22 protein-coding genes and 1 pseudogene are annotated in these 24,262 nt (G+C 41.9%); 13 read left to right on the top strand and 10 right to left on the bottom strand.

Going from position 1 to position 24,262, the window contains the following annotated elements; all coding sequences use genetic code 11:
• Positions 1–99: 99 nt before the first annotated feature.
• Positions 100–987 carry a PhzF family phenazine biosynthesis protein gene (locus UYI_RS0101750; RefSeq protein ID WP_016864972.1) on the bottom strand — a complete coding sequence of 296 codons (888 nt, stop codon included), beginning with the start codon at positions 985–987 and terminating at the stop codon, positions 100–102.
• A gap of 333 nt (positions 988–1,320) precedes the next feature.
• Here UYI_RS0101750 and UYI_RS0101755 point away from each other — a divergent pair, with 333 nt between their 5' ends.
• The 4 genes from UYI_RS0101755 to UYI_RS0101770 all read left to right on the top strand — a co-directional run bounded on the left by UYI_RS0101755 (position 1,321) and on the right by UYI_RS0101770 (position 6,164).
• A complete protein-coding gene (locus tag UYI_RS0101755) occupies positions 1,321–2,559 on the top strand; it encodes a septal ring lytic transglycosylase RlpA family protein (protein WP_016864973.1) in 1,239 nt (412 codons plus the stop codon).
• 139 nt (positions 2,560–2,698) lie between these two features.
• Positions 2,699–3,787, top strand: a complete 1,089-nt coding sequence (gene nagZ, locus UYI_RS0101760; protein ID WP_016864974.1) for a beta-N-acetylhexosaminidase — start codon at positions 2,699–2,701, stop codon at positions 3,785–3,787.
• A 999-nt stretch (positions 3,788–4,786) separates the two neighbouring features.
• A complete protein-coding gene (locus UYI_RS0101765) occupies positions 4,787–5,104 on the top strand; it encodes a DMT family transporter (protein WP_016864975.1) in 318 nt (105 codons plus the stop codon).
• A gap of 220 nt (positions 5,105–5,324) precedes the next feature.
• Positions 5,325–6,164 carry a class I SAM-dependent methyltransferase gene (locus tag UYI_RS0101770; protein WP_016864976.1) on the top strand — a complete coding sequence of 280 codons (840 nt, stop codon included), beginning with the start codon at positions 5,325–5,327 and terminating at the stop codon, positions 6,162–6,164.
• A gap of 4 nt (positions 6,165–6,168) precedes the next feature.
• On the opposite strand, the gene UYI_RS31740 is transcribed toward UYI_RS0101770, so the two are convergent.
• From UYI_RS31740 to mutL, 4 genes are all read right to left on the bottom strand, one after another.
• Positions 6,169–8,985, bottom strand: a complete 2,817-nt coding sequence (locus tag UYI_RS31740; RefSeq protein ID WP_016864977.1) for a PAS domain-containing hybrid sensor histidine kinase/response regulator — start codon at positions 8,983–8,985, stop codon at positions 6,169–6,171.
• Positions 8,986–9,056: 71 nt separating this feature from the next.
• On the bottom strand, positions 9,057–9,434 hold the full coding sequence (locus UYI_RS38570; protein ID WP_016864978.1) for a PAS domain-containing protein: 378 nt from the start codon (positions 9,432–9,434) through the stop codon (positions 9,057–9,059).
• A 277-nt stretch (positions 9,435–9,711) separates the two neighbouring features.
• Positions 9,712–9,849, bottom strand: a complete 138-nt coding sequence (locus UYI_RS36385; RefSeq protein ID WP_016864979.1) for a hypothetical protein — start codon at positions 9,847–9,849, stop codon at positions 9,712–9,714.
• Positions 9,850–10,101: 252 nt separating this feature from the next.
• Entirely contained in the window at positions 10,102–11,793 is a 1,692-nt protein-coding gene (gene mutL, locus UYI_RS0101790) for a DNA mismatch repair endonuclease MutL (RefSeq protein WP_016864980.1), read from the bottom strand.
• Positions 11,794–12,024: 231 nt separating this feature from the next.
• Here mutL and UYI_RS0101795 point away from each other — a divergent pair, with 231 nt between their 5' ends.
• Positions 12,025–12,345: a rhodanese-like domain-containing protein gene (locus tag UYI_RS0101795; protein ID WP_016864981.1), complete on the top strand. Its 321-nt coding sequence runs from the start codon at positions 12,025–12,027 to the stop codon at positions 12,343–12,345.
• 128 nt (positions 12,346–12,473) lie between these two features.
• On the opposite strand, the gene UYI_RS0101800 is transcribed toward UYI_RS0101795, so the two are convergent.
• The 3 genes and pseudogenes from UYI_RS0101800 to UYI_RS38580 all read right to left on the bottom strand — a co-directional run bounded on the left by UYI_RS0101800 (position 12,474) and on the right by UYI_RS38580 (position 14,327).
• On the bottom strand, positions 12,474–13,517 hold the full coding sequence (locus UYI_RS0101800) for an adenosine deaminase (RefSeq protein ID WP_016864982.1): 1,044 nt from the start codon (positions 13,515–13,517) through the stop codon (positions 12,474–12,476).
• An 89-nt stretch (positions 13,518–13,606) separates the two neighbouring features.
• Positions 13,607–14,029, bottom strand: a pseudogene (locus tag UYI_RS40095) (response regulator); the annotation flags it as partial.
• Positions 14,022–14,327 (bottom strand): PAS domain S-box protein, encoded by a 306-nt coding sequence (locus UYI_RS38580; protein ID WP_016864983.1) that lies wholly within the window; start codon positions 14,325–14,327, stop codon positions 14,022–14,024. The pseudogene UYI_RS40095 and the gene UYI_RS38580, both read right to left, overlap by 8 nt.
• Before the next feature lie 480 nt (positions 14,328–14,807).
• On the opposite strand from UYI_RS38580, the gene UYI_RS0101815 reads away from it, so the two are divergent.
• The 7 genes from UYI_RS0101815 (at position 14,808) to UYI_RS0101850 (ending at position 20,760) form a co-directional block, all read left to right on the top strand.
• Positions 14,808–16,151 carry an adenylosuccinate synthase gene (locus UYI_RS0101815; RefSeq protein WP_016864984.1) on the top strand — a complete coding sequence of 448 codons (1,344 nt, stop codon included), beginning with the start codon at positions 14,808–14,810 and terminating at the stop codon, positions 16,149–16,151.
• Between the two features lie 37 nt (positions 16,152–16,188).
• On the top strand, positions 16,189–16,488 hold the full coding sequence (gene rplY / locus UYI_RS0101820; protein ID WP_016864985.1) for a 50S ribosomal protein L25: 300 nt from the start codon (positions 16,189–16,191) through the stop codon (positions 16,486–16,488).
• An 88-nt stretch (positions 16,489–16,576) separates the two neighbouring features.
• A complete protein-coding gene (locus tag UYI_RS0101825; protein ID WP_016864986.1) occupies positions 16,577–18,115 on the top strand; it encodes a bifunctional aminoglycoside phosphotransferase/ATP-binding protein in 1,539 nt (512 codons plus the stop codon).
• 156 nt (positions 18,116–18,271) lie between these two features.
• Positions 18,272–18,787 carry a hypothetical protein gene (locus UYI_RS0101830; protein ID WP_016864987.1) on the top strand — a complete coding sequence of 172 codons (516 nt, stop codon included), beginning with the start codon at positions 18,272–18,274 and terminating at the stop codon, positions 18,785–18,787.
• Between the two features lie 136 nt (positions 18,788–18,923).
• Positions 18,924–19,718: a YdcF family protein gene (locus tag UYI_RS0101835; protein ID WP_035137973.1), complete on the top strand. Its 795-nt coding sequence runs from the start codon at positions 18,924–18,926 to the stop codon at positions 19,716–19,718.
• Between the two features lie 342 nt (positions 19,719–20,060).
• On the top strand, positions 20,061–20,285 hold the full coding sequence (locus tag UYI_RS0101840) for a S41 family peptidase (protein ID WP_016864989.1): 225 nt from the start codon (positions 20,061–20,063) through the stop codon (positions 20,283–20,285).
• Between the two features lie 250 nt (positions 20,286–20,535).
• Positions 20,536–20,760, top strand: coding sequence for a hypothetical protein (locus UYI_RS0101850; RefSeq protein ID WP_016864991.1), 225 nt, complete (start codon positions 20,536–20,538; stop codon positions 20,758–20,760).
• Between the two features lie 6 nt (positions 20,761–20,766).
• On the opposite strand, the gene UYI_RS0101855 is transcribed toward UYI_RS0101850, so the two are convergent.
• Both UYI_RS0101855 and UYI_RS0101865 read right to left on the bottom strand, forming a co-directional pair.
• Positions 20,767–21,039 carry a ferredoxin-thioredoxin reductase variable chain gene (locus UYI_RS0101855; RefSeq protein ID WP_016864992.1) on the bottom strand — a complete coding sequence of 91 codons (273 nt, stop codon included), beginning with the start codon at positions 21,037–21,039 and terminating at the stop codon, positions 20,767–20,769.
• Between the two features lie 461 nt (positions 21,040–21,500).
• On the bottom strand, positions 21,501–23,441 hold the full coding sequence (locus tag UYI_RS0101865; RefSeq protein ID WP_016864994.1) for a protein phosphatase 2C domain-containing protein: 1,941 nt from the start codon (positions 23,439–23,441) through the stop codon (positions 21,501–21,503).
• A gap of 195 nt (positions 23,442–23,636) precedes the next feature.
• Here UYI_RS0101865 and UYI_RS0101870 point away from each other — a divergent pair, with 195 nt between their 5' ends.
• Positions 23,637–24,095: an NfeD family protein gene (locus tag UYI_RS0101870; protein WP_016864995.1), complete on the top strand. Its 459-nt coding sequence runs from the start codon at positions 23,637–23,639 to the stop codon at positions 24,093–24,095.
• The last annotated feature ends 167 nt before the right edge of the window (positions 24,096–24,262 follow it).

Consider the following 24,262-nt stretch of genomic DNA (forward strand, 5'->3'; position numbering starts at 1 on the left):
CCCTAATCCCCACTCCCTTGGGGGGAAGTGGGGGCCGGTGAGTTCCCCATCTCCCCACCTCCCCACCTCCCCATCTCCCCATCTCCCCACCTCCCCATCTCATACAAACTCCCCCCTCGCAACCATAACCACTCGTCCTCCCACATTCACGTCAATGGTTATACCTTTTTGCTCTGCTTGTAGCAAAATCAAAGAAGGTCTGTTAATTTCGTATCCCTGCTCAACTCGTAAATTAATTTCTGATTTGCCGAAATAAGAATATTGAACTAAATAACCAGCTAAACATCCATTAGCACTGCCAGTAGCAGGGTCTTCCGGTATACCCAGATAATCACAGAATACCCTGACATTCAGATCATTCTCTTGTTTGTATGTTGCTGGGCAAAATACAAGGATACATTTCGCATCTATGGTGTTAATCAGTTCAAAATATTTGTCTCTATTAACCTGAATTCGCTTCACAGATTCCAGAGTTTTCAGAGGAACAATTATAAAGGGAACGCCTGTAGAAACTGCTTGAATTGGAAAACGAGAATCTATCTCATCTGACTCTATTCTCAAAACTTCAGCTATTTTATGTCTATCCAAGATTTGATGAAAAGTTGGCGCTTGTTGTTGCATCCACAGATATTCTCCAGAACTATTGTGTTCATCAATTTTTACTGGTATTTGCCCAACTTTTAAATTTAATAAAATTTTTTTAACTGAGCTTTTAATAATCTCTTTTTGGAGGATATAGGCTGTGCCTAAAGTAGGATGCCCAGCAAAAGGCAATTCTTGTTTTGGTGTAAATATTTTTACATTATAACCTCCGGATAGTGTCTGGGTTGAAGTCACAAACGTAGTCTCAGAATAGTTGATTTCTTTGGCTATTTGCTGCATCTGCTCTGTAGAAAGATTAGCCGCGTTGGTAAAAACAGCTAGTTGATTACCGGTATATTTTGCTTCAGCAAATACGTCAACTATGTAAAAAATAAGACTGCTCATTTTTTATTTTACGTATTTAGACTGGACTCGTCTAGCAGATTTTTGCATATTTTGTGGATTTTATTTGCGTGTCTTATAAAAAATTTAAATTGAAAAACCAGTATAAATTGCTTTTCACATCTGAAAGTTTTATGGAACATTGATTTGCTTATTTAGCATTAACAGTATAAGATGATCCCTGCTGGTAATCGCTCATTTGGTGTGTATCTAACTAGATGCATATTCTTTTTCAACAAAAGAATTTATGCACAAATAGTTGTTGAGAAACTTGGGAAAACATAAATAAAGTTGCACCTGTAGAAAGGCGCACTGTTCTGAACATTGACAATAACCATGATATTGTTTGGACTACTTTGGGCTACATCCTGGATTGGTTCGTTTTTGTCGCTGAATCAAAGCTTGCCACCAAGCATTACATCAGCAGTTGATTCGACAAAACTTTCTGCTAATTTAGGTAAATTGGTTAGTAAGCCTCACCCATTTTTTGTGCAGCCAAAGCAACCAGTAAAATTTTGGAGTACGACGCTACTACCTACACGTTTTTTAAAGATAGATTGGGGAGATAAAACAGCAAAACCTACGCTAAATAAATCGTCAAATGCTTTGAAAGTAAGGGCTAAAAGCAGCAAAAATCAATTTTGTTCTTCTCTCCAGGTAACTGAAATTCGACAGCCTCCTGTCAAAAGTGTCAGTAATTTATCAGCCGCTACATTTATAGAAGCAACTTCTACTCAACCAGCTTTTCTCGCAGATAAAATCTTGCGATCGCTACATAACTTCTTCCATTTTTCCACGCCTTTCGAGTCTCTTTTTAGTTCTTCATCAGGTTTGCCGGTGGGTGTGGTGTATCGTGATGAAAGTAATTACGAAGTCTGGGTGAATAACCGCTTGATTGCAAATTTACCCAATAGGTTGCAAGCAATTTTGATGCAACAACGTTTGAGACGATTGTTGCAGACACCCAATCTCAATGCATTGCAACTACAACCAGCATTGGTAGATGGTGTACCAGCATTAATGGCAGGGAATCGCTATTTGTTTGGCATTAACAAACAAATTACTCAAAAAGCCAACCGTAGTGGTGAATTATTAGCAATTGAATGGACTAATAACCTACGTACGGCAATGAACGCACCGACATTATCACTTGTGGAAGGGCAGTTAGAGATGTATGGTTTAAAGCCTTCCCAGAAAAAAATGTATGGCTTAGCTTCTTGGTATGGCCCATATTTTCATGGTCGCTTAACGGCAAATGGTGAAATATTCAATCAAAATGAATTGACAGTTGCTCATAAATCCTTGCCTTTTAACACCTTCTTAAAAGTGACTAACTTGCAAACTGGCAAAGCGGTAATTGTGCGAGTAAACGATCGCGGCCCTTATATTCCTCCTCGCAGTCTAGATTTGTCACGAGTAGCCGCTCGTTGTATCAATAGTGAAGTAGCTGGAGTTGTACCCTATGAAGCAGTGATTATGCAACCAAGTGAAGCGAAAATAACTCTGAAAAATCTCAACCTGAGTCTGAAAAATCAGAAACCTAGTAAAAAGCTGGCAATTGTCACGGATTTGTGATCAAAGTGATCAACAAGCCGTGAACTAAAGTTCCGGCTGATAGCTCAAACCCGCTTAAGCGGGTTAGAATTTTTGTTCCAGTAGGTTTAGCACAGTTGTTGCAACTGCTGGAAAATCTCAGAAACAAGGAACCCCGATCATGGCAGCAGCGCAAGATATGCATCGCTTTGGACATCACCTCATAGTCGGTATTTCTGGTACTAAATTAAACGATGAAGATAAACGCATACTGAGCGAGTTAAAGCCAGTGGGGATTATCTTTTATGCTAAGAACTTTCGTTACGGTATTCATTACGAAGAATGGCTGCAAATCTATCAGGATCTAGTTCATCAGATTCGGCAATATGTTGAACGTACCTCGATGTTGATCACTATCGATCATGAAGGTGGTACTGTCCATCGTCCATATTTACCAATCACTCGCTTTCCCCATGCTTTCTTGTTGCAGTCCCAGGCACGTGAAGTCGCAAAAGCAGCAGGATCAGAACTGAAGTCATTGGGAATTAATATATCCTGGGCACCTGTAGCAGATATTTTCTCTAATCCTGATAACCCAATTATCGGGCCTCGCGCTTTTGGTATCACTCCGGAGACTGCTGCTGCTGGTGCGCGTGATTATTTATTGGGACTGCGGGAAGCTGGGATTATTGGCTGTGCTAAGCATTTTCCTGGACATGGAGATACCAACACAGATTCCCATCTAGAGTTACCAGTTTTGGATTTAACCATAGAAGAACTACGAAATCGCGAACTTATACCCTTTAAAGCACTGATCGCCGAACAAGTGCCGATGATCATGACTGCTCATATTTTGTTCCCACAGATAGATGCAAATGTACCTGCAACACTTTCACAAACTATCTTAACGGGCATACTGAGGGAAGAACTGGGGTTTGCAGGGGTGATTGTATCTGATGACCTGGATATGAAGGCAGTCTCAAATATGTATGCTAAAAGTGGGACTGTGGCACAGACATTTAATGCTGGCTGTGATTTATTCATTGTCTCCCGCAATCTACCTTCATCATCTGTGGAACGCACCTTTGCGATCGCTCAAGATTTTGTAGACTCTCTAAGTAACGGTAGCCTGGATGAACCCATTGTCGAAGCAGCAAGAATGCGAATTGATAGCTTAATCGCCATGACGCCGCAATACTCAGTTTCTGCCCTTGACCAAGACACACTCAAGCAACATGCAGAATTAGCGATCGCTTGTACTTTTAAATAGGCTTGTAACTAGATAAAGCGATCGCATTCCTAGCAATTTGGTGAAAAAGTAAAGTTTAGTTGCAGAAAAAACTATATCTAATTTAGTAATGATAATTTATTAATTGAAGCTAAAAAGCTTCCCTGGCAGATTTAACAGCCAATGTTCAATTTAGTTAAGAGGTAAAAAAGCTGTTTTATTGCAATCTGTCTCGTCAACTAACACCAACACCCAACTCGAAAGCTGATATTTCCTCATACTGGTAAATTGAGGGCAATGTAACTGTTTTTAAGCAAATTTCAAGCAGTACAACCCTGAGTTGATTGAAGAAACAGAGGAGATTTCTAAGCGATTAGATGGTTGGGTGTTATTGTTTTAAGAAGAAATTATTCCAAATTTTAGTAGGTCTTTCTTTGGTAACGACACGGCGATGGTACGTGATTCTGCTATTTCTCGAATCAATTAGTTCAAGTTTTTCGGGAACATCCCAAATGTTTTAGTTTATTTTTAAACGCTATGGGTTGCAGAGGTGAACGCAAGGAAACACATAGTGTTAATTAGAGCTTATTCGTTTTGTGTTTTGCAAAATTTGGGATGCTACCATTTTTTCGTTTCTTAGACCTTTTTATACCATTTCATAAAATTATTGATACGAATCCTCCACGCCAGGTAACGCCACGTGACGCCAGGAAAATAGTCCACCGCACTAGTGGTCTATCGCAAAAGTTATGAGAAGTTGTGAGGGGTCAGATCCCCGACTTCTTCAAGAAGTCGGGGATCTTGTAGCCCAGCAAAATTAATGCGATGAACCACTAGTCTCCTTGTCTTCTTTGTTGCCTGGCTGCCGAATGTATCGGACTTATAGTCAAACGGTATTACTCCTCTACATGCCTTTTTCATTCAGGGTTTAGTCTGATTTAACTGCATTTATGGTTGCAAACTAATAGGATTTGAGCAATTAGTTTTAAAATCAGTCACACATTACGTTAAATTATTAATTATGAATTAGAGAATAATTTCATGGCTTGGGTTTTTCTGTTTCTCGCAATCGCTTGTGAAATCTTTGCAACCACTTCTCTAAAATTTGCAGATGGCTTTTCAAAACCGATTTATTTAATGGGAGCAGTAATTGGTTATCCTCTAGCATTTAGCTTTTTTGCATTCTCTCTAAAAACAATTGAAATTAGTGTTGGGTATGCTGTCTGGTCTGGCATAGGAATTATTGGGACATCAATCTTGGGTGCAATGATCTTTCAGGAAAGTATTAGCCTAGCTAAAGCTTTATGTATTGGCTTAATTTTTGTAGGAGTAATTGGTTTAAATGTAATTAAATATTAATATTTTTATTATTCAATTAACTGAAAATTAATCAGATGTAGCAAAATTAATGAAATCACACAATTAAAATTGCGATTGTTTGAGAACATTATAGAGAGTATGTTAGGAAAAACTGATAATTGTAAGGCAAATAGTTTGAGTGTAAAGGGAAGCAATGACCATATAAATTAATCGCTTGGAATATCTGTAACAGCACACCATAAATTATTAGGAGAATCTTGTGATTTCCCCAACTGAACTAGAAATCAAGTTATATGAAGCTTATGATGCTAGCTACCAGGTCTTCCTAAAAAACTGGCAAGTCAATCGCCAAGTAGCTCTTGATTTGATGCAAAAACACCTGAAGCCACACCCCCCACAAATAGCTGTATTAAGTGTCGGGGCAGGACCAGGGGATTTTGATGTACAGGTGATATCTACTCTTAAGCAACAAATATCACAAGAATTAAAACTTCGTTATGTCGCTGTTGAACCAAACCATTTACATCGACAGCGCTATGAGCAAAAAATCACCGCCCCAGAGTTTGCTGATGTCGATTGGAAAGTTCATCCAGAAAAAGTTGAAGAATTTTGGACAGATGAAAAGTTCGATATTATTCACTACACTCACTCGATGTATCATATGCCCGGTTACGAGCAGCTGCTTGTGCAGAGGGCAATGGAGATGCTTAAAGATAATGGCTTTTTGATCCTGACTCTTGATACTACAGACGCCGTTATCTATGACACCATCTTTAAATATGCCGCCCTCACAGGAGAAGGCTTTACAGAAATGCTACAGATGGAAAAAATGCAGACGATGGTTGACGAACTGGGATTGTCTTATGAAGTGGTAAATTATCCAGAATACATGGATGTGACGCTTTGCTTTGAAGAAAATTCTTCAGCAGGGAAAGCACTTATGGATTTCTTTTGTCAGGCAGACTCGAGCCAGCTTTCTGAAGAGCAACGGCAAGAAATGTTACATATTCTAGCGTCTAATGTAAGTGAAAGGGATGGTAGGAAACTCGTTCCACTGCCTGCTGCAACAATGATGATTCCTAAACCAAAAAAACACTAGTTGGCTAATTTTCAGTATATAGACTGGCGATCGCTCTCACCAATTCTTCTGGACCTACAGGTTTAGATAGGTGCTTTTGAAATCCCGCAGCGATCGCCTGCTGCTGATTCACCTCGCCTGCATAGGCAGTCAGAGCAATTGCTGGAATTTCTCCGCCTTGCTGTTTTGAGCGGGTTCTCACTTGTCGAATCAACATATAACCGTCTATTTCTGGCATACCAATGTCACATACCAAAATATTCGGAAGTGAATGTGCCAGTATCTCCAGCGCTTCCCGTGCTGATGCAGCTTTGGTGACATTTGCTCCTGCTTGTTCTAATACAAAGCTAATCACCTCACGGGTATCTGGTTCATCGTCTACAACTAGGATGGCTACTCCATGCAAACTAGGTGAGTCTTCTAATTTAGTGCTTTTTTGGTTTGCCTCTACAGTTGTATCTGCCAAGGGTAACTTGACGGTAAATGTTGCCCCTTGTCCTTCTCCCTCACTCTCTACAGAGACAGAACCGCCGTGCATTTCGACAATATGACGCACGATCGCTAATCCCAATCCTAATCCACCAAATTTACGGGTAGTTGTGCCATCGGCTTGTCGGAAGGCATCAAATACGTAGGGCAAAAATTCCGGGTTAATTCCCTTGCCTGTATCTTTTACTGTGATTTGAGCGTAAGTGTCAATGTACTCCAACTTGATATGAATCTGACCACCATTCGGAGTAAATTTGACTGCATTAGATAGCAGATTCCACACGACTTGTTGTAAGCGATTTGGATCACCACTCACTTGTTTGTTCGTGGGTTCAAATTTTGTTTCAATTTGAATTGATTTAGCTTCTGCTGCCAAACGTACCGTTTCTTTTGCAGCTTCAATAGTCACAACTAAATCAACAGGACATACTTGCAGGGTGAGTTTTCCTTGTAAAATTCGGGAAACATCCAGTAAATCTTCAATCAGTTGAGTTTGCAGTTTGGCATTGCGCTCAATAGTTTCTAGGGCAAATGCTATCTTCGCCTCGTCCAATTTTTTAGTCCGCAACAATTTTGTCCAACCAAGAATCGGATTGAGCGGAGTTCGTAGTTCGTGGGAAAGCACAGCTAAAAATTCATCTTTAATACGATTGGCAGTTTCGGCAGTTTCCCGTGCAATTCGTTCTCGTTGGAGTAGGTGTTCTCGTTCGGCTTCAGCAACTTTGCGTTCAGTGATGTCCAAAAACGCACCGACAGCTCCTCTCACCTTACCTTGATCATCATATAGGGGAGCTGCATAGCCGTACAAATTAAATAACTTACCGTCATGCCGTAGAATATCGACCTCTGCCCCTTGAACTGTTACACCATGAATCGCAGCAAAACGCAGGGGAGTTTCTTCTGGACGCAGTTGTTTGCCATTTCTAAAAATTTTGTAGGGAGGGCTGTGATTACCTTCTGGTGGAGTATACGAGGCGTTGTTCTCCTGGGAAATTCCCAAAATTTCGGCAAAGGCAGGGTTGGCTCGAACCTGTTTAAACTCTGGATCTTCACTTATGAGAATGCCAATTGGAATGACCTCAAATAGGGTTTCCAGTTCGTCAACTCGCTTTTGTAAGTCTCGGTTGAGAGCAGCAATTTGTGCTTCGGCTCGCTTGCGATCGCTTATATTCAGAAAATAGAGCGTTAGTCCCACAGCAGAAGGGTAAGCACGCGCGGAAAACCAAGCATCAAAAGGGGGATAATAGTCTTCCAGTTCTAGTGGCACTCCCTCAGCTACTGCCCGTTTATACATGCGACCGAAACTGCTTTGTGCGAGTTCGGGAAATTCTTCCCACAAATTCTTGCCCAGCAGTTCCTCCGCAGAACGTCCTAAGGTACGCGTGCCTTCATGATTAAGGTAGGTAAAGCGCCACTCACGGTCAAACGCCAAAAAGCCGTCGGTAATACTCTCCAAAATTTTGGTGATTTGTTCTCTGGCAGTTTCTGCTTCCACCCGTGCTGCTTGTTCCCGAAGCAGGAGTTGTTCACGTTCCTGTTCTGCTTGATACATAACAGTAATATCACTGATGGTGACGATCGCCAAAATCACCTCACCCGCTTTATTACGCACAGGTGTCCCTCCATACTGAGCCACCCAACGCTTACCCGTATCTGTTCGGTGCAGTTGCAATCGTCTTCCAGAGAAGGTTTTGCCTGCTAAAGCATGGGAGATGGGCCAATCTGCCACTGCTACGGGTTGACCATCAAGTTCGCGCACGTCGAATAGGCTAGCAAAAGACTGCACGTGTTGACGTACCTCTTCGAGAGATTGGAAACCATGCATAGCTAATGGTGCTGGATTAAACATTAGGACGTTGCCTTGGGGGTCGGCAATCACTAGCCCTTCGGTGATGCTATTAATTACAGCTTCTAATTGTGCCAAGTAGGTTTCCAGTGCTTCCTCGACCTGCTTGCGATCGCTAATATCAATATTGACACCTAGAAACCGTTCAACCTGCCCTTGGGCATTGCGGATAACTTGTCCTTGGGATGCCAACCAGCGGATAGAACCATCTCCTCGAAGAATGCGGAACTCGTCATAATAGTTTTCCCCGTGGGCAAATACCGTTTCTACATTACGCATCGCTTGTTCGCGATCGTCGGGGTGAATAAAATCAATCCAAGGTTGGATACTTGGTTCCTCAGTATTTTGTTCCAGTCCTAATAATCTCCAGATGCCTTCTGACCAGGATACTTCACCAGTTTGCACATTCCATTCCCAAGTACCAATTCTTGCTGCCCTTTGTGCCAATCGCAACCATTGTTCGCTTTCTTGCAATGCTGCATCTGTCTGTTGAAGTTGCGATGCCAACTGACGGACTTCCTGGACTTGTTGGCATTCGGATAGCGTAGCTTGCTGTTGGGTAATTTCTTTGATCGCATTTACGAACCGATGAGGTTTCCTTGTTGATCATGCAACTGGGAAGATTTTACCTGCACTCGCTGAATTTTTCCCTGGGGATTTTGGAAAAGACATTCACGGCAAAATTCACTACCTGCAAATACTGCTTCCACCCACATTGCCATGACAGATTCCCGTTCATTAGGGTGAAGAAACTGCACCCAACTTGCTTCTAAAATTTCCTCAGCCTTGAAGCCACACACAGATTCAGCCTGTGGGTTGAGATAGGTACAGCGACCTTGGGTATCCGTCGTAAAGATACCTATCGGACAACAAGCACTTAAAGCGCGGAAAAAGTCCACACTATGGGGTAATGAGTTCCCTGAGTGGTTAGATTCATCGTTGCCCTGTCTTTGCATAGGTTGCAATGGGGGTGGGGAGTATGCCAATAATGTTCGGTTAAAGGGTAAGAGGAAAAGGAATAAAAACAAACGTTTTTCCAGCTTTTACCTGTGACCTTTTAGATTTAACCTAAGCCTATTGGAGTATAAGCCAATAATTACACATATATATTGATAGAAAACAGTCGCTAACCAGTATAATGAAATATTTTGAATAATAAATTGAGCGATCACTATAATCGACTAATTATTGCCAACCTCTTCATAATTTCTGTAGTAGAGCAAACACGTAATACTACTCATTAGCAAGTTTCAAATACTCGCTTACAAAGTTTTGATACTCGTCTACATAGTTTTGAGACTTGTCCATGAGATTCTGATACTGATTGACAAAGTTTTGATACTCGTCTACATAGTTTTGAGACTTGTCCATGAGATTCTAATACTGATTGACAAAGCTTTGATACTCATCAACGAAGTTCTAATCCTCGTTGACGAAGCTCTAATTCTCGGATTTGAATAATTTACATAAGATGTTGACTCTCAAAAACTCAATGTTGACTTTCAAAGACTCAAAACATCCTGGCTATTCCCACAAAAGCAGTCGTATACACTCAACTTTGATATCCTAACACCTTCTTTCCCCTTGTCCTCCTCATCCCCGATCCCCGATCCCTAATTCCTTCTAAATCCCATGACTCTTCCCAATCACCCAATGACGCCGGAAAAACCTTGCTAAAGAAGACTCTTCCAACGATAAAAAAATCGGGCGTCCGTGGGGACAGGTGCGGGGGTTGCGGGTACGTTGCCAATCATCTAAAATTTGCTGCATCTCTGGCAAGGAAAGGGGTGTACCGTTGCGAATAGCACTGCGACAAGCAACAGCTACTTGTGCTGTTTGTAAGTCACCTCCGCGACTCAGTTCTAAAATTGCATCTGCACAGTCATCTCGCTGCTGTAACATTGCGGGTACGCTGCGGATTGCCCAAAGTTGTTCACCAAAGGGTTCGATATCTAAACCAATACGTTGTAGTTGGGATACTTGCACTGACGACAATTGATAGAGAATGATCGGTGGTTCAACAGGGACGATTTGCCAGCGATCGCACAATTGCTCGTACAATATCCGTTCATGGGCTATGTGCTGTTCCACTAACCACAAACCACCAGGATGTTCGGCAACTATATAAGTATTGTTAACTTGGCCTACGGCTTTGAGGGTGTGGGAAGTTGCGGGATTTGGGGGAGTAGAGGGGTTGGTGTTATAAGCACCAGTTTCTTCCGCAACTTTGATTAATTTTCCTACTCTACTAGTGTGAACTGCCTCCTGAATCGTATCAGAGTTGATGCGGAGTGTTTGTTCAATCGCTTGGCTGACTTGCTGTTGCCAATAACTCAAGTCATTGAGATATATTTCTGTTTTAGCTGGGTTGCGGTTCCAGTTGATTTGATCTGGGCAAATCAACAAATGTAGACAACAAACCGGGTAGCGATCGCGTGGTAATGTTCTGTGAAATGCTCCTAAGATAGTTTGTTCTAATTCTGGAGCTTTTACCATTCTGCCGTTTACTGCTACCCGTAGCCAATCTGGACGATGGCGATGGCAACGGTCAGGCAATCCCACAACTATATTTAGGGAATTTTGTTGAGAATTAGGCAATTCTAGTTGCAATTCTTGCAAGTCACCCGGACGCACTTGCTGGAGAAGTTGCGGTATGAGTTTCCCCATTGTCGGGGCGGGAGAGATGGTGAACCATTCTCGGTCATTTTGCCAAACTTGCCAAGCAACTTGGGGGTGACACAGGGCAATTTGGTAGATTGTTGCTTGCACTGCTTTCATTTGCTGTGCTACTGTTGGCAAGCCTTGACGTCTGGCTATACAACTACCAAAGAGATTGGAGACTGTGACAACTGTACCAGGTGCGATCGCAGCGACTTGTTGTTCTAGTATTTGTCCCCCATGGCCATACACTACTCGCCAACCGACTTCCCCTTCCGTCCCCCCCGTCAACGGAACAGATATACGTGCAGAGGGACGACTCAAAATTTCTAATTCTGCCAAAGTCGTCAAACTGTGCAATGCTTCACCACGAAAACCCAAACTAGTGATTTTCCATAAATCTGCACAGCTACGAATTTTACTAGTACTATGAGCTGATGCTGCTTGCTGTAAGTCTTCCAAGTTCATGCCGCAGCCATTATCAGCAACTCGCACTCGCCATTGTTCGGGCCACAGAGAAACTACTATCCGCGTTGCCCCTGCATCGAGGGAATTTTCGACTAGTTCCCGCACAACAGCTGCTAAAGAGTCTATTACCTCTCCGGCTGTAATTAAATGTACGACTTCTTTTGGTAAAACTTGGATCGTGGATACCATAAAGTCTAGTTTAGGCGAGGAGTTAATTGGTGTAGCATCTAAATAAATTTCCTGATATTTCTATATAAAAATTTATATTTTTTAAGTTAAATTTATTCAATTTTGTCAACCTTAATAAAAATATTTATTCTTTTTAAAAAAAGCTCGAGAAAAATAAATTTTTTGATAGATTGCTGTTTATGGTGAAAATCAACTAACTATTAGGCAAAAACAATCAATTAGGTGGCTATTATGCTTGATTCTGTTGCACACGACTTGAAATCTCGTCTGGAATTGGGTCAACCAGGTTTTACAATAGTGGATGTACGCGATCGCAACAGCTACAATAGCGGTCATATTACAGGAGCAGTACCCATTCCTTTAACTGATTTGGCAAGCCGTGCCAAAACTTCTTTCCATAGCAAGCGTGAGATTTTTGTTTATGGTGAAAACGATGAACAAGCCGCCCAAGCTACACAGGTGCTAAAAGAGGCAGGATTTGCTCATGTCTGTGAAATCAAGGGTGGCTTGTCTGCCTGGAAAGCAGTTGGAGGTGCAACAGTAGGAGCATAATTCAAGGGGATTGGGGATCAGGGACAAGGGGGACGACTTGGGGGACAAGGGAAAATATTTTTGATTGATTCTCTGGGTCATCTACATATCCGCCTTACTGCGTTTTCCCCCGATCCCCGATCCCCGATCTAATTTTGCATCGCTACAAGTTTACTATCTTCATCATTTAGCAACCCATTTAACAACGATGCTGGACGTTGACCGTAAGGCCAAGCAAAAGCATGACGAAAAGCAGCATCCTGACAAGCTTGCAGTTGTTGAAAATTAATGATGTCGTAGGTGAGAAGATTTTCGTACTCAAACGGTAAACGCACGTTATGCAATCCGGCGTTGTCTGTACAAATAGCGATATCTACTCCAGCATCAAAACAACGGTCAAAAACAACCTTAAGTTGCCGCATATCCTCTAAAGTACCTGTTTTGAGGTAAGTTGTGGGGCAAACTTCCAAGCACTGATTGCGTTTCGCTAAATCTGGAAGTAATTCGGGGTATAACAAAGGAATTTGGATACCGTGACCGATTCGCATCAGATAAGGTAACAGTTCTGGGTAACAACCAGCGGTCGTTTCGTAAAGATGTCCTGTTGTGCCAATTCCTAGAGATAGGGCATATTCGTATAACTCTACCCATTCTTCTAGGCGATCGCCATAATAGTTATCCCCACCTGCCACGTCTACTGCACAAACATACTGCTTATTTTGTGTGGCTAAATCTACAATCGCTTTATTTACCTCATAGGGTAGGCGCGAATGCATACAAAGAATTTGACTAGTAACAATCGGATATTCAGGTATTTTGCTTGCCTGGCCCACAACTTCGACAATTTCCGCCATTTTGTCAATTCTTTCTGATTGACTCAGGTGTTCTGGTGTCCGCAGATAAGGTGTGTAACGCAGTTCTAAGTAAGCCAAATTTTCAAATATATAAGCACCCCGCAGCAGACGATAAATAAAATAGGGTAGAGTTTCTACAGTTTGCACACTTTCTACAAGCGTGTGTAACTCTAAATACTCATCCAAGGTATTACGCGGACGTGTGTAAAATTCTTCAAAATCTCCATAGTTAGCAAACCGAGAAATTAACTCGGAAGAATGACGTTCAAAGTATCGCCATAAAACTCTTGGTACAACCGAACCACCAAGGTGTCTGTGTAACTCTGCGTATAAAGCCATAGTAGTGTATTTAGAAAAAATTTTAATTATTATTAACAGTAACAAATAAAAAAACAACCTGCTTTTGGATAAATTTTTTGTAAGTTTCTTTAATTACTTTTGTTGACTGCGGCAATTGTCAGTAATAATTCTTTCGCCGTACAAGGCTTTGATAAAAATACTTTTACTCCTACACCTTGTGATTCGGCTACATTTTTTGTGAGGACAGTCCACTAGTAGAAATAATTTTGACATTGGAATTGATTTTTTGTAGCGTGCGGATCGCGATCGCTCCATCCATTGATGGCATCATCAATATCTAGTAGCACCACACTAATTTCCTGCTTATACTGTGCGTAGATTTTTACCGCTTCCACGCCATCACTAGCAGTAAGTACGCGATAGTTGTAAGCTTCTAAAGAGGATTTAGTAATTTCCCGAATAGTGGCTTCATCATCTACTACCAAAATTAATTCCCCATCCCCTGTAAGTTCTTCCATTTCTTGGGTAGATTGTTGGGTTTCATTACCTTTGTTGAAAAAATTCCCGTGGGTGATAACCAGAATTAATCAGGCGGTGATTTTTTCCCAAAAGTTCTTCTCTGGAATATTTGGAAATTTCGCAAAATTTATCGTTGACGTATGTAATCGTTCCCTGATTGTCGGTAAAAGCCACAATTGCAGCTTGATCTAGTGCAAACTTCATGTCTGCTAGATTTTTAAGCGACTCTTGCAGCGCTTGTTCTCCTTGCTTACGTTTTGTAATGTCTTCTATAACTGAAATAAAATATTTAGGCTCTCTACTCAATTCGCGTACAAGCGATACAGTCAAATTTACCCAAATGCGATCGCCATTCTTCTTGATGTACCGCTTCTCCGATGTATTTTACACCTACAAATGAAAATAGCAAATCTATCTATAGGTGCGATCGCTAACCTATTAAATACAGCAAAAATAATACTATCATGAAACATAATCGCAATATTATTAGGAATTATTTTACTAACAAAGTGACACCTTAATATCGTCTTGGGCTTTGGTAACTTGCGCTCACCCAAAAATAATCAATACTAACTTCCTGAAGCTTGTAGGCGATCGCTCCTCCCAATTACTTTCAGGATGTACACCGCAGAGGTTTGTAAGCAAAGATTTCAATTTGATTGCAAAGACACATTTGCAAATATTATCTCTCTAATAGGAGACGTGCCTACGTTTGTCTCTACTAAACTTTTGCTTTCAAAGCTTGACATCTGCTACAAAATTTGTCGATAATTAACGTTTGTGGAAACTTTAGCTTTTTAAAATAAACTCTTGGCTAACGTCATTGTTATAGGTGCCCAGTGGGGCGATGAAGGAAAAGGAAAGATCACTGATTTACTCAGCCGCTCCGCAGATGTAGTAGTACGTTACCAAGGGGGTGTCAATGCTGGACACACGATTGTAGTCAAGGGTCAAACCTTTAAATTGCATTTGATTCCCTCTGGTATTTTGTACCCGGATACAGAGTGCATTATTGGTTGTGGAACAGTCATTGATCCACAGGTTTTAATAGCAGAACTCGATCAAATAGAAAAACTTGGCATTGCTACTAGCAACTTATTAATTGCTGAAACAGCACATGTAACGATGCCTTATCATCGCTTGATTGATCAGGCATCAGAAGAGCGGCGAGGAAATCATAAAATAGGCACAACTGGTCGAGGCATTGGCCCAACCTATGCCGACAAATCGGAGCGGACAGGCATCAGGATGTTAGACTTGATGGACCCCCAAGGGCTACGTGACCAGCTAGAGTGGACGATTAATTACAAAAACGTAATTTTAGAAAAGCTTTACAACTTACCACCGTTAGAACCCCAAAAGGTAATAGACGAATATCTAGGGTATGCAGAAAGATTGCGACCCTATGTAGTCGATACCTCGCTGAAAATTTACGATGCGGTTCAGCGGCGGCGCAATATTTTATTTGAGGGCGCCCAAGGTACACTTCTCGATCTAGATCACGGGACTTATCCCTACGTCACCTCTTCTAACCCAGTAGCCGGAGGGGCTTGCGTTGGTACAGGACTAGGCCCGACAATGATTGACCGGGTGATTGGGGTAGCAAAAGCCTACACCACTCGAGTTGGTGAAGGGCCTTTCCCCACAGAATTAGATGGGGAATTAGGAGAATTATTGTGTTCCCGTGGAGCAGAATTTGGTACAACCACCGGACGTAAACGTCGGTGTGGCTGGTTTGATGCGGTTATTGGTCGCTATGCTGTGCGTATCAATGGCTTGGACTGTCTAGCAATCACCAAACTAGATGTCCTCGATGAACTAGAGGAAATCAAAGTTTGTGTTGCCTATGAGATAGACGGCGATCGCTGTGAACATTTTCCCACTAGCGCCCGGAAGTTTGCTCAGTGTCGTCCTATTTACAAAACCTTGCCTGGGTGGCAACAGTCTACAAGTAACTGCCGTTCTTTAGATGATTTGCCAAGGCAAGCGTTGGATTATCTGAAATTTTTGGCAGAATTAATGGAAGTGCCGATCGCGATTGTTTCTTTAGGAGCCAGCCGCGATCAAACTATCATTGTCGAAGACCCCATACATGGCCCCAAACGGGCTTTGCTACATGCTGATGGCTCTCCAGCTTCTTTGCTGAGTGCTTAGGCTAGCCCAATTTGTCGATTCACAACTAACAATTTCTATGGAACTTACGATTGAGTGTAAAAAGCGGCCAGAAGGTAGCAAGCCTAATGCTTTGCGTCGTTCTGGGTTAATACCTGCTAATTTGTATGGTCACAAAGGTAGCGAGTCTGTTTCTTTAGTTGTTGATGCTAAAACTGTTGAGCAGTTGCTCAAAAAGGCTCGTGTCAACAAAACTGAGTTTGAACTTAATGTAACAGATTTGGATTGGCGCGGTAAAACCGTGATCCGGGAGGTTCAAACTCATCCAGCTAAAGGGACACCTTATCATTTGAGTTTTTTTGCTTCCAGCAAAGGTTGATACAGTTTGTCATAATTGCTGATGGAACCAGGGTGAAAACCCTGGTTTTTTATTGATTGAACCGCCAAGACGCCAAGGAAGCTAAGAAATGACAGAGGTTTCGATTCCACCTTTAATTCAGCAGATGTTGCAGCCTGGGTTTTATCCCCATCCGGTGCAGGAACCAGTGAAGTTAATTCAGACGCATGTTTCTTATGTGTTGTTGACTGGGGATTTTGTTTATAAGTTGAAGAAGCCGGTAAATTTTGGCTTTTTGGATTATTCGACTTTGGAAAAGCGCAAGCATTTTTGTGAGGAGGAGTTAAGGTTAAATCAACGGGGTGCGCCGGAACTTTATTTGGAAGTATTGCCTATTGCTTTGGTGGGTGAACAATATCAATTAGGGGAAACCCAAGCGGTAGAGTATGCGTTAAAGATGCGTCAGTTTCCCCAAGAGGCGTTGTTGAGTGAGATGTTTGAGCAGGGGAAGTTAAAACAGAGGCACATAGCACAATTGGGACGAGTAGTAGCGGATTTTCATGGGAAAACCGTTACCAATGATTACATTCGTTCTTTTGGGGAAGTATCACAAGTCCGGGCTGCGTTTGACGAAAATTACCAGCAAACGGAAAAGTATATTGGTGGGCCACAGACACAGGTACAGTTTGAGGAAACGAAGAAATATACAGATCAGTTTTTTGCAGAGCGTGGGGAACTGTTTAAAAGTCGTATTGCCAATGACTATATTAGGGAATGTCATGGTGATTTGCACTTAAGAAATATTGCGCTATGGCAAGATAAGATTTTGCTATTTGACTGCATTGAGTTTAACGAGCCGTTTCGCTTTGTTGATGTGATGTACGATGTGGCGTTTACGGTAATGGATTTGGAAGCGCGGCAGTCTCAAGATTTGGCTAATGTGTTTTTGAATACTTATATTGAGCAAACAGGGGATTGGGAAGGTTTACAGGTATTACCTTTGTATTTAAGTCGCCAGGCGTACGTCAGGGCGAAAGTAACTTCCTTTTTACTGGATGATCCGGGCGTACCGACAGAAGCTAAGCAGGAGGCAACAAAAACTGCTGCTACTTATTACAAACAGGCGTGGGAATATACTCAGCCGCGTCAAGGACAGCTAATTTTAATGTCTGGGGTATCTGGTTCTGGAAAAAGTACAACAGCTAGGTATTTAGCTCAACAGATAGGAGCAATTCACATTCGTTCCGATGCAGTACGAAAGCATTTGGCAGGTATTCCCTTACTGCAACGCGGTGGAGATGATTTGTATACCCCCGAAATGACTCAGAAAACCTATACACGCTTGCTGGAATTGGGAATAATGCTGGCAAGTCAAGGTTTTAATGTAATTTTAGATGCCAAGTACGATCGCCAGCAGTTACGACAAGAAGCGATCGCTCAAGCCCAAGCTAAGCAAATACCCTTGGATATTTTGTATTGTAAAGCACCGCATGATGTTTTACAACAACGTCTGCAACAGCGCACTGGTGATATTGCTGATGCAACTGCTGATTTGTTGGCGTCACAACTTGATACTGCTGAGACTTGGACTGAAAAAGAAAAACCATTTGTGAAAATTTTGGACACAACTCAACCAATACAGGCACAATTAAAGGAAATATTTAACTAATAGCCTTGACAGTGAATTTGAGATTCTGGAATTTGGATTTTAGATCGGCAGTTATTAGTGATTAGGAAAGTAATTGTTAGTAATCGGCTTGATGCTCATTAATCCAAAATCCAAAATCCACAATCCAAAATCCACAATCCAAAATCGGTTGACCTTATGGCACCACAAAAGAACAATTTCAACCAATTTCTCTCGATTTCACCCAATTTTTTAAATCAAATCCTATTTGGGATCTTTTTAACACTCATTTTTTTGGTGGTACGTTATCCACTACCTGTGAGTCTTTTTTTGGGCATATTAGGTGGTTTAGCCGTAGGCTGGCTGACAACAGCTAATAAAAGTAGCCCTCAGGGTGATTCTATTGCTTCTTCTGAGGGTGTTGACGCGGGTCTTAAATACTGGTTATTTTTCCTGCTTGGCTTTGTGTTTTTGGGATATCAACCATCCGTAAGTATCTTGCTGGGTTCGTTAGCTGGTATTGGTGGAGGCTGGATTATTGCTTGGTGGAAAAGCAAGGAAGAGACTAGAACACAAATCCCCGATGAATTAACAGATGAAACACAACTAGAATTACCTCCAACCCCAACTGTTAAGCGACGAGTCAGAAAGCCTACACGTCGTTACCGTCGTTCATCTGGAGGTTCTAACTGGCCACAATTTTGGCGGAGGTAAAAAGTTTTGTTAGTAGTTAGTGGTTAGTGGTTAGTGGTTAGTGGTTAGTGGTTAGTGGTTAGTGGTTAGTGGTTTGTTTTCTCCCCTGTCCTCCTTGTCTCCCTTGTCCCTGCTCCCCAATCCCCGATCCCTCTTTATGTTCTTGTATCTCTCAAAGTTGCTACCACTGTTTTTTTATCCCTTGGGGCTAGCTAGTATTTGTTTGCTGGTAGCACTGTTCATGTTGTGGAAACGTCCTCGTACAGCAGCGATCGCTATTACGTTGGCGCTAGTGATATTGCTGTTAAGTAGTAATGCCTGGATTGCTAATTTACTGGTGCGATCGCTAGAATGGCAATATTTGCCACCTGCACAACTACCAAATGCAGAAGCAATTGTTGTGTTAGGCGGTGCTACCAAACCAGCTTTGCCACCACGGCCAGGTGTAGATTTAAATGAAGCTGGCGATCGGGTGATTTATGCTGCTCAACTTTATCGCCAAAACAAAGCCCCTTTAATTATTCTGAGTGGTGGGCGCATTGATTGGGGCGACAATCAAGGCTTAGCAGAATCTGAAGATATGGCCCAAGTCCTCACCTCTATTGGTATACCACCAGCAGTTCTCGTTCAAGAATCTGAATCTCTCAATACCTATCAAAATGCAGTAAATGTCAAAAAAATACTTGACACTCGTGGGATTCGCCGGATTTTGCTAGTAACTTCTGCTATGCATATGCCCCGGTCATTTTTAATCTTTAAGCGTCAGGGTATTGAAGCTATTCCTGCACCTACTGATTTTCTGATAACTAACACTGAAATCAAAGCACTAGGTCATACTCCTAAAGCTGCTATTTTGAGTTTGTTACCAGATAGTTCTAATTTACACAAGTTTACTACGGCAGCTAAAGAGTATGTTGGTATGTTTGTCTATCGCTTGAGAGGCTGGCTGTAAAAATTTCAAACAAACCCGACGCATATTTCTGTTTGCTTTTTTCCTCATCAAATAACAAGTGTAGAGGTTGTAATTTGACCTCAAATAGTGAAAATATATTAATAAACATCGTTATATTAATAAAATTTGAGCGATCGCCTGATAACTAAATAAACCTATATTTTCCAGAGCATAAATTTTTGTGGGAAAAAGCTACAAAAATACACTAGACTTCTCCGACAAATAGTGTACCAGACGTGCCATGGCACGTCTGGTACAAGGATTTTGGGTAACGCATAATTAATTTCTGGAGATGTGTACTAAGTAAGCTATGAAACAAATGGTTACAATACAATCCAATAAGTGCGACCTCTTGATGATGGCTCAGCTTTGGCTGTAACTATTGCCAAGTGGCGTACACCCAAAGGACGAGACATTAATAAGTCAGGGATTATACCTGATGTAGTTGTAAATTTAACACAAGCTCAACAGCAAGCAATGCTTCAAAAGCGTTCATTTGGGACAATGGCAGATCCTCAGTACTCTCAAGCTGTGGAAAAACTTACCCAATTGATACAGAAAAAGTGATGATCAAAGAGTGGCAAGCCAAGGAATGCGATCGCATTTTATACCCCGTAATTAAACTGATAACTGATAACTGTTAAATAAGCCTAATTGTATATCGTGCATCTTATCTTGAGTATGCCAGAGACAAGTTATCTGCCCTTCTGCCTCCAGCATAGCTGCCTTCTTCAATAAGTACGCAATAATGAATGAGGAGTTGAACAAGAAATTATCAACTTTCACTCTTAATTTTTGCTTTTAATTAATTAAAATTATGTATAAAGACTTACCACATATTATTCCTTCCCCTCAACCTCAAATTGAGGAAAGTTTTGCTGTCTACCAAACAACTCACCAGTTTTATCACGAAGTTAAAACCAGAGCAGATTATCAAGAATACTGTGAGTGGTATTACGCAATAGCAGAACAGCATCGTCAAGACCTTAAAAAAGTGCGCGGCGAATTCAATATAATGCAGTTTTTTGTTCGCCGCCAATGAGGGACGTTAAATAATTTCTAACTCCTTTTCGCGGAAGTGAGCTTTAAATTTTTTGCTAAACTGCACTAAAACAGGCAAGTTAGCACTAACTGGTCTATCGTGCCACTGGGTAACAATATCTACCACTTCTCCCTCTGTACCTTTTAGGTCAAATGGATTACCACGATGTTCGGGATGATGGTAAACTACCACGGATTCTTTAACACGGACGCGATCGCCTTTCTTCATAATAGAATTCACACCTAGCTTCTGCTTTTCCACAAGTGTCTCCACTGCCATCCCTCACTGAACTTGCTGCTGATAAAACATAGACTGCTTGCAAAAGTTGCTGTTGGCTTCTAGGCAGTATTGAAGCTTGATTTAATGCCTCAATACTGCCTAGACAAACAAAGCCTGCCTATGCAGGCTTGAATATGGTTTGTTCTCTTAGTCTAAAACCCTTGTTTTCCAATCGACGGGAGAATAAGAGAACCAGGCGACATCTAAAATCACCTGTGCTTTGGCAAGGGGCCTAACCATTTTATCTTCACTCTAGGGTGATACAGCAGTCAAGTTAGTTGGTTGTGGTTGTTGGTGGTTGGTGGTGAGTCAGCGCGCCCCAAGGGGGGTCCCTCCCCCAACCCCAAAGGGGGCCCCTAGCCCCCAATCCCCACTCCCTGTCGGTCGTGGGGGCCGGTGAGTTCCCCACCACCCCACCACCCCATCTCCCCACCTCCCCATCTCCCCACCTCCCCACCACCCTACCTCCGGGGTAGACACAGCTGTTGCACTCTTTGGGGAAGTTGTCTACACATTTGCTGGAATGTTTGCGGCTGCAATTGTTGCCAAGCAAATAACCCTACCGTTGCACCTCCTAGCAACAAAGCCAGTAATCCCAGCAGTAAAACCAAAGGTTTATGTTGGCGTTGAGTAGTATTAGAAGTTTCGCTGATGGGGGAAATGTCTAACTCCAGCAATACTTGTGAACTTGCTGCTAACTCAGATTCTTCTGGTTGTGGTTCTTCTGGGACAATTTCTACTTGTTTTTCTTCGACAACTTCTATTTGTAATTTCTTTTGAGTAACTGGAACCAAATAATCTGGAGAAAGACGATAATGGGCAAGCACCACAGATACATTGTCATGGCCGTTTTTCTGATTTGCCAGTTGAATCCAAGCATGAACAGCGTCTTCTAAAGTCAGTTCCCCTGTTAATACTGGTACAGCGTAATCTCGCCAAGCTTGTTCTACTAAATTATTGTCGCTCAAGCCATCGGAACACAACAATAATATGCCGTCTTCTTCCAAAATCAAGCGCCGAACTAGAGGACGAAGCAATTCACCATCTTTTGTTCCTAAAGCTTGGGTGAGGACAGTAGCATCTGGGCGTTGCAACGCCTGGCGATAGAGACTGCGGGCATGGCATACTTCCCGTGTTGCCACATCATCATCAACTGTAAGTAGCTGGCAGTAGTTACGGGTAATCCAGTAAGCACGACTATCACCCACATTAACTAAATAAAGTTCCTGGGCATTGTCTGATTGCCACCCAGCAGTAGTTTGAATGCGTTGCGGGATTTGGGCAGCCATAACAATGGTTGTAGCCATACGTTGGGTGCCTGTACGTTTTTGTTCGTCATTACAATTGCAAATAATGTTGTTGATTACCCGCAAACTCGCTTCTAACTGTTGTTGCAATAAATCTGGCGGTACAATCTCGGCTTGTTCGGTAACTTCTTGTAATAATGCGCGAATTTGCAGTTTCGCAGACTGCACTGCTAATTGACTGGCAACTTCACCGCCTTCATGCCCACCAATACCATCGCAAACGATCGCTACTCGTGGTAATAATGAATCAGCGATCGCATTGTTGCCATGAGGATAGCAAGTATCTTCGTTTTGTATCAGTCCTTCAGCCCCTTTATCGGTTGCACCTGCTACTTTGATGCTTAAAGGTAATTCCGCCGCAGATGTCAATAATAAAGCATTCAGTTGAGCAGCAATATCTTTTAACCCTGCCTCACCACTACACATTTGTTGAACTATTTTTTGCAAGTCTCTTGCAACTTGGGTTTTGGCAGTAACTACCAAAGGTTGCCAACACTCTCCCAAATGCTTTACACTTGGCTGTCCTGACTGCTGAAGTTGTAACAGCCGCACACACCAACCTTGCACTCTTAAATTATTTGGTATGAGCAAACTACTTGCTACTCCCATTTCAGACAAAGGCTGCCACAATTGCAGAATTTGCCATAGCCAGTAAACTTGTCTAACTGCCGTTGCTTGCTGCCATGCTTTTGTTAATGTTGGGTAAAGATTTCCCGCTTCATCTATAGGCACATTTTCCAGCAAGAGAATATCATCTGCTGCTTCTGTTTGAGAAAGAACAAATCCATAAACTTGGGGTAGGTGTAACCGTTGTTGATATAACCGCAGGTAAGGAATAATTTCTTTTGGTATTGCGCTGGGTATGTTAGGTAACTTTCCTGGTTGAGTATCCAGCCAAATCCGAGGTGCAATTACCTCATATTTATCAGCTACTTTTTCTCCTTGGGGAATTGTACCTGCTGATGACCCAATTACCCAAAGATAGCGATGAATCAGGGGAGTTTGACAATTTGCACAAACACGGTTATCTACAGGGTTGATTGGGCGAGTACAGATAGGATTAGGACAATTAATTATCCGTTGAGCCAAAATCATGCAAGTGTAAATATCTAGGTAAATTGATAGGTGAAGTTCGATTAAATTTAGCAGCCAAAAATTGAAATGTTAGACTAGACTGGATTTACTGGTTTACTTTTAACACTAGTTAATTAAAAGTTGAAAATTTTTACGTAAAAAATTTTAGTACATCACAGTAGAAATATAAATAAATATAATGTTTAGGATGGCGCTATGCCAATTTCTACGGCAATGTGGTTGTCGAGTTCTACCCTCATCTGGCTGCTGGTAGGAGCAGGTTTGTGCTTAATAGAACTGTTTTTGCCAACGGCTTTTGTAGCTTTGATGATGGGAATTAGCGCTTTTGTGGTGGCGCTACTCTCTCCAGTGATTTTAGGAAAATTATGGCTGCAATTAGTTGTTTGGCTACTGCTTTCTGTAGTGCTAATTGTGCTTTGTCGTCGTTTAGTGACACCGGTGCGAGGCAAGTCAAAACTTCAGGATGCAACCACGGCTGAAACTTTAACAGAAATACCACCTGGAAAAGCAGGAAGAGTATTATACGAAGGCAATTCTTGGCGGGCGCGGTGTTATGATGACCATTTAGCGATCGCACCAAATCAAAGAGTTTATGTAGTCAGGCGCGAAGGGACAACTCTAATTGTCATGCCGGAATATTCTTCACTTCAATAGTTGGTGGTTAGTGGTTGATTGTTGATTGTTGTAGAGACGTGCCATGGCACGTCTGTACATTGATTAGTGGTTAGTGGTTAGTGGTTAGTGGTTAGTGGTTAGGAATCAGTACCAGCCGCAGTGGGTAATAGAATTTGATAACTGATCACTGATAACTGATAACTGAT

The organism is Fischerella muscicola PCC 7414, from assembly GCF_000317205.1.
Classification (GTDB): Bacteria; Cyanobacteriota; Cyanobacteriia; order Cyanobacteriales; family Nostocaceae; genus Fischerella; species Fischerella muscicola.

What these genes read in the sequence shown, in the direction of transcription:
- UYI_RS0101750 (WP_016864972.1), bottom strand. Translation starts at nt 987, where the DNA reads ATGAGCAGTCTTATTTTTTACATAGTTGACGTATTTGCTGAAGCAAAA.
- UYI_RS0101755 (WP_016864973.1), top strand. Translation starts at nt 1,321, where the DNA reads ATGATATTGTTTGGACTACTTTGGGCTACATCCTGGATTGGTTCGTTT.
- nagZ (WP_016864974.1), top strand. Translation starts at nt 2,699, where the DNA reads ATGGCAGCAGCGCAAGATATGCATCGCTTTGGACATCACCTCATAGTC.
- UYI_RS0101765 (WP_016864975.1), top strand. Translation starts at nt 4,787, where the DNA reads ATGGCTTGGGTTTTTCTGTTTCTCGCAATCGCTTGTGAAATCTTTGCA.
- UYI_RS38570 (WP_016864978.1), bottom strand. Translation starts at nt 9,434, where the DNA reads ATGCAAAGACAGGGCAACGATGAATCTAACCACTCAGGGAACTCATTA.
- UYI_RS36385 (WP_016864979.1), bottom strand. Translation starts at nt 9,849, where the DNA reads ATGGACAAGTCTCAAAACTATGTAGACGAGTATCAAAACTTTGTCAAT.
- mutL (WP_016864980.1), bottom strand. Translation starts at nt 11,793, where the DNA reads ATGGTATCCACGATCCAAGTTTTACCAAAAGAAGTCGTACATTTAATT.
- UYI_RS0101795 (WP_016864981.1), top strand. Translation starts at nt 12,025, where the DNA reads ATGCTTGATTCTGTTGCACACGACTTGAAATCTCGTCTGGAATTGGGT.
- UYI_RS0101800 (WP_016864982.1), bottom strand. Translation starts at nt 13,517, where the DNA reads ATGGCTTTATACGCAGAGTTACACAGACACCTTGGTGGTTCGGTTGTA.
- rplY (WP_016864985.1), top strand. Translation starts at nt 16,189, where the DNA reads ATGGAACTTACGATTGAGTGTAAAAAGCGGCCAGAAGGTAGCAAGCCT.
- UYI_RS0101825 (WP_016864986.1), top strand. Translation starts at nt 16,577, where the DNA reads ATGACAGAGGTTTCGATTCCACCTTTAATTCAGCAGATGTTGCAGCCT.
- UYI_RS0101830 (WP_016864987.1), top strand. Translation starts at nt 18,272, where the DNA reads ATGGCACCACAAAAGAACAATTTCAACCAATTTCTCTCGATTTCACCC.
- UYI_RS0101835 (WP_035137973.1), top strand. Translation starts at nt 18,924, where the DNA reads ATGTTCTTGTATCTCTCAAAGTTGCTACCACTGTTTTTTTATCCCTTG.
- UYI_RS0101850 (WP_016864991.1), top strand. Translation starts at nt 20,536, where the DNA reads ATGTATAAAGACTTACCACATATTATTCCTTCCCCTCAACCTCAAATT.
- UYI_RS0101855 (WP_016864992.1), bottom strand. Translation starts at nt 21,039, where the DNA reads ATGGCAGTGGAGACACTTGTGGAAAAGCAGAAGCTAGGTGTGAATTCT.
- UYI_RS0101865 (WP_016864994.1), bottom strand. Translation starts at nt 23,441, where the DNA reads ATGATTTTGGCTCAACGGATAATTAATTGTCCTAATCCTATCTGTACT.
- UYI_RS0101870 (WP_016864995.1), top strand. Translation starts at nt 23,637, where the DNA reads ATGCCAATTTCTACGGCAATGTGGTTGTCGAGTTCTACCCTCATCTGG.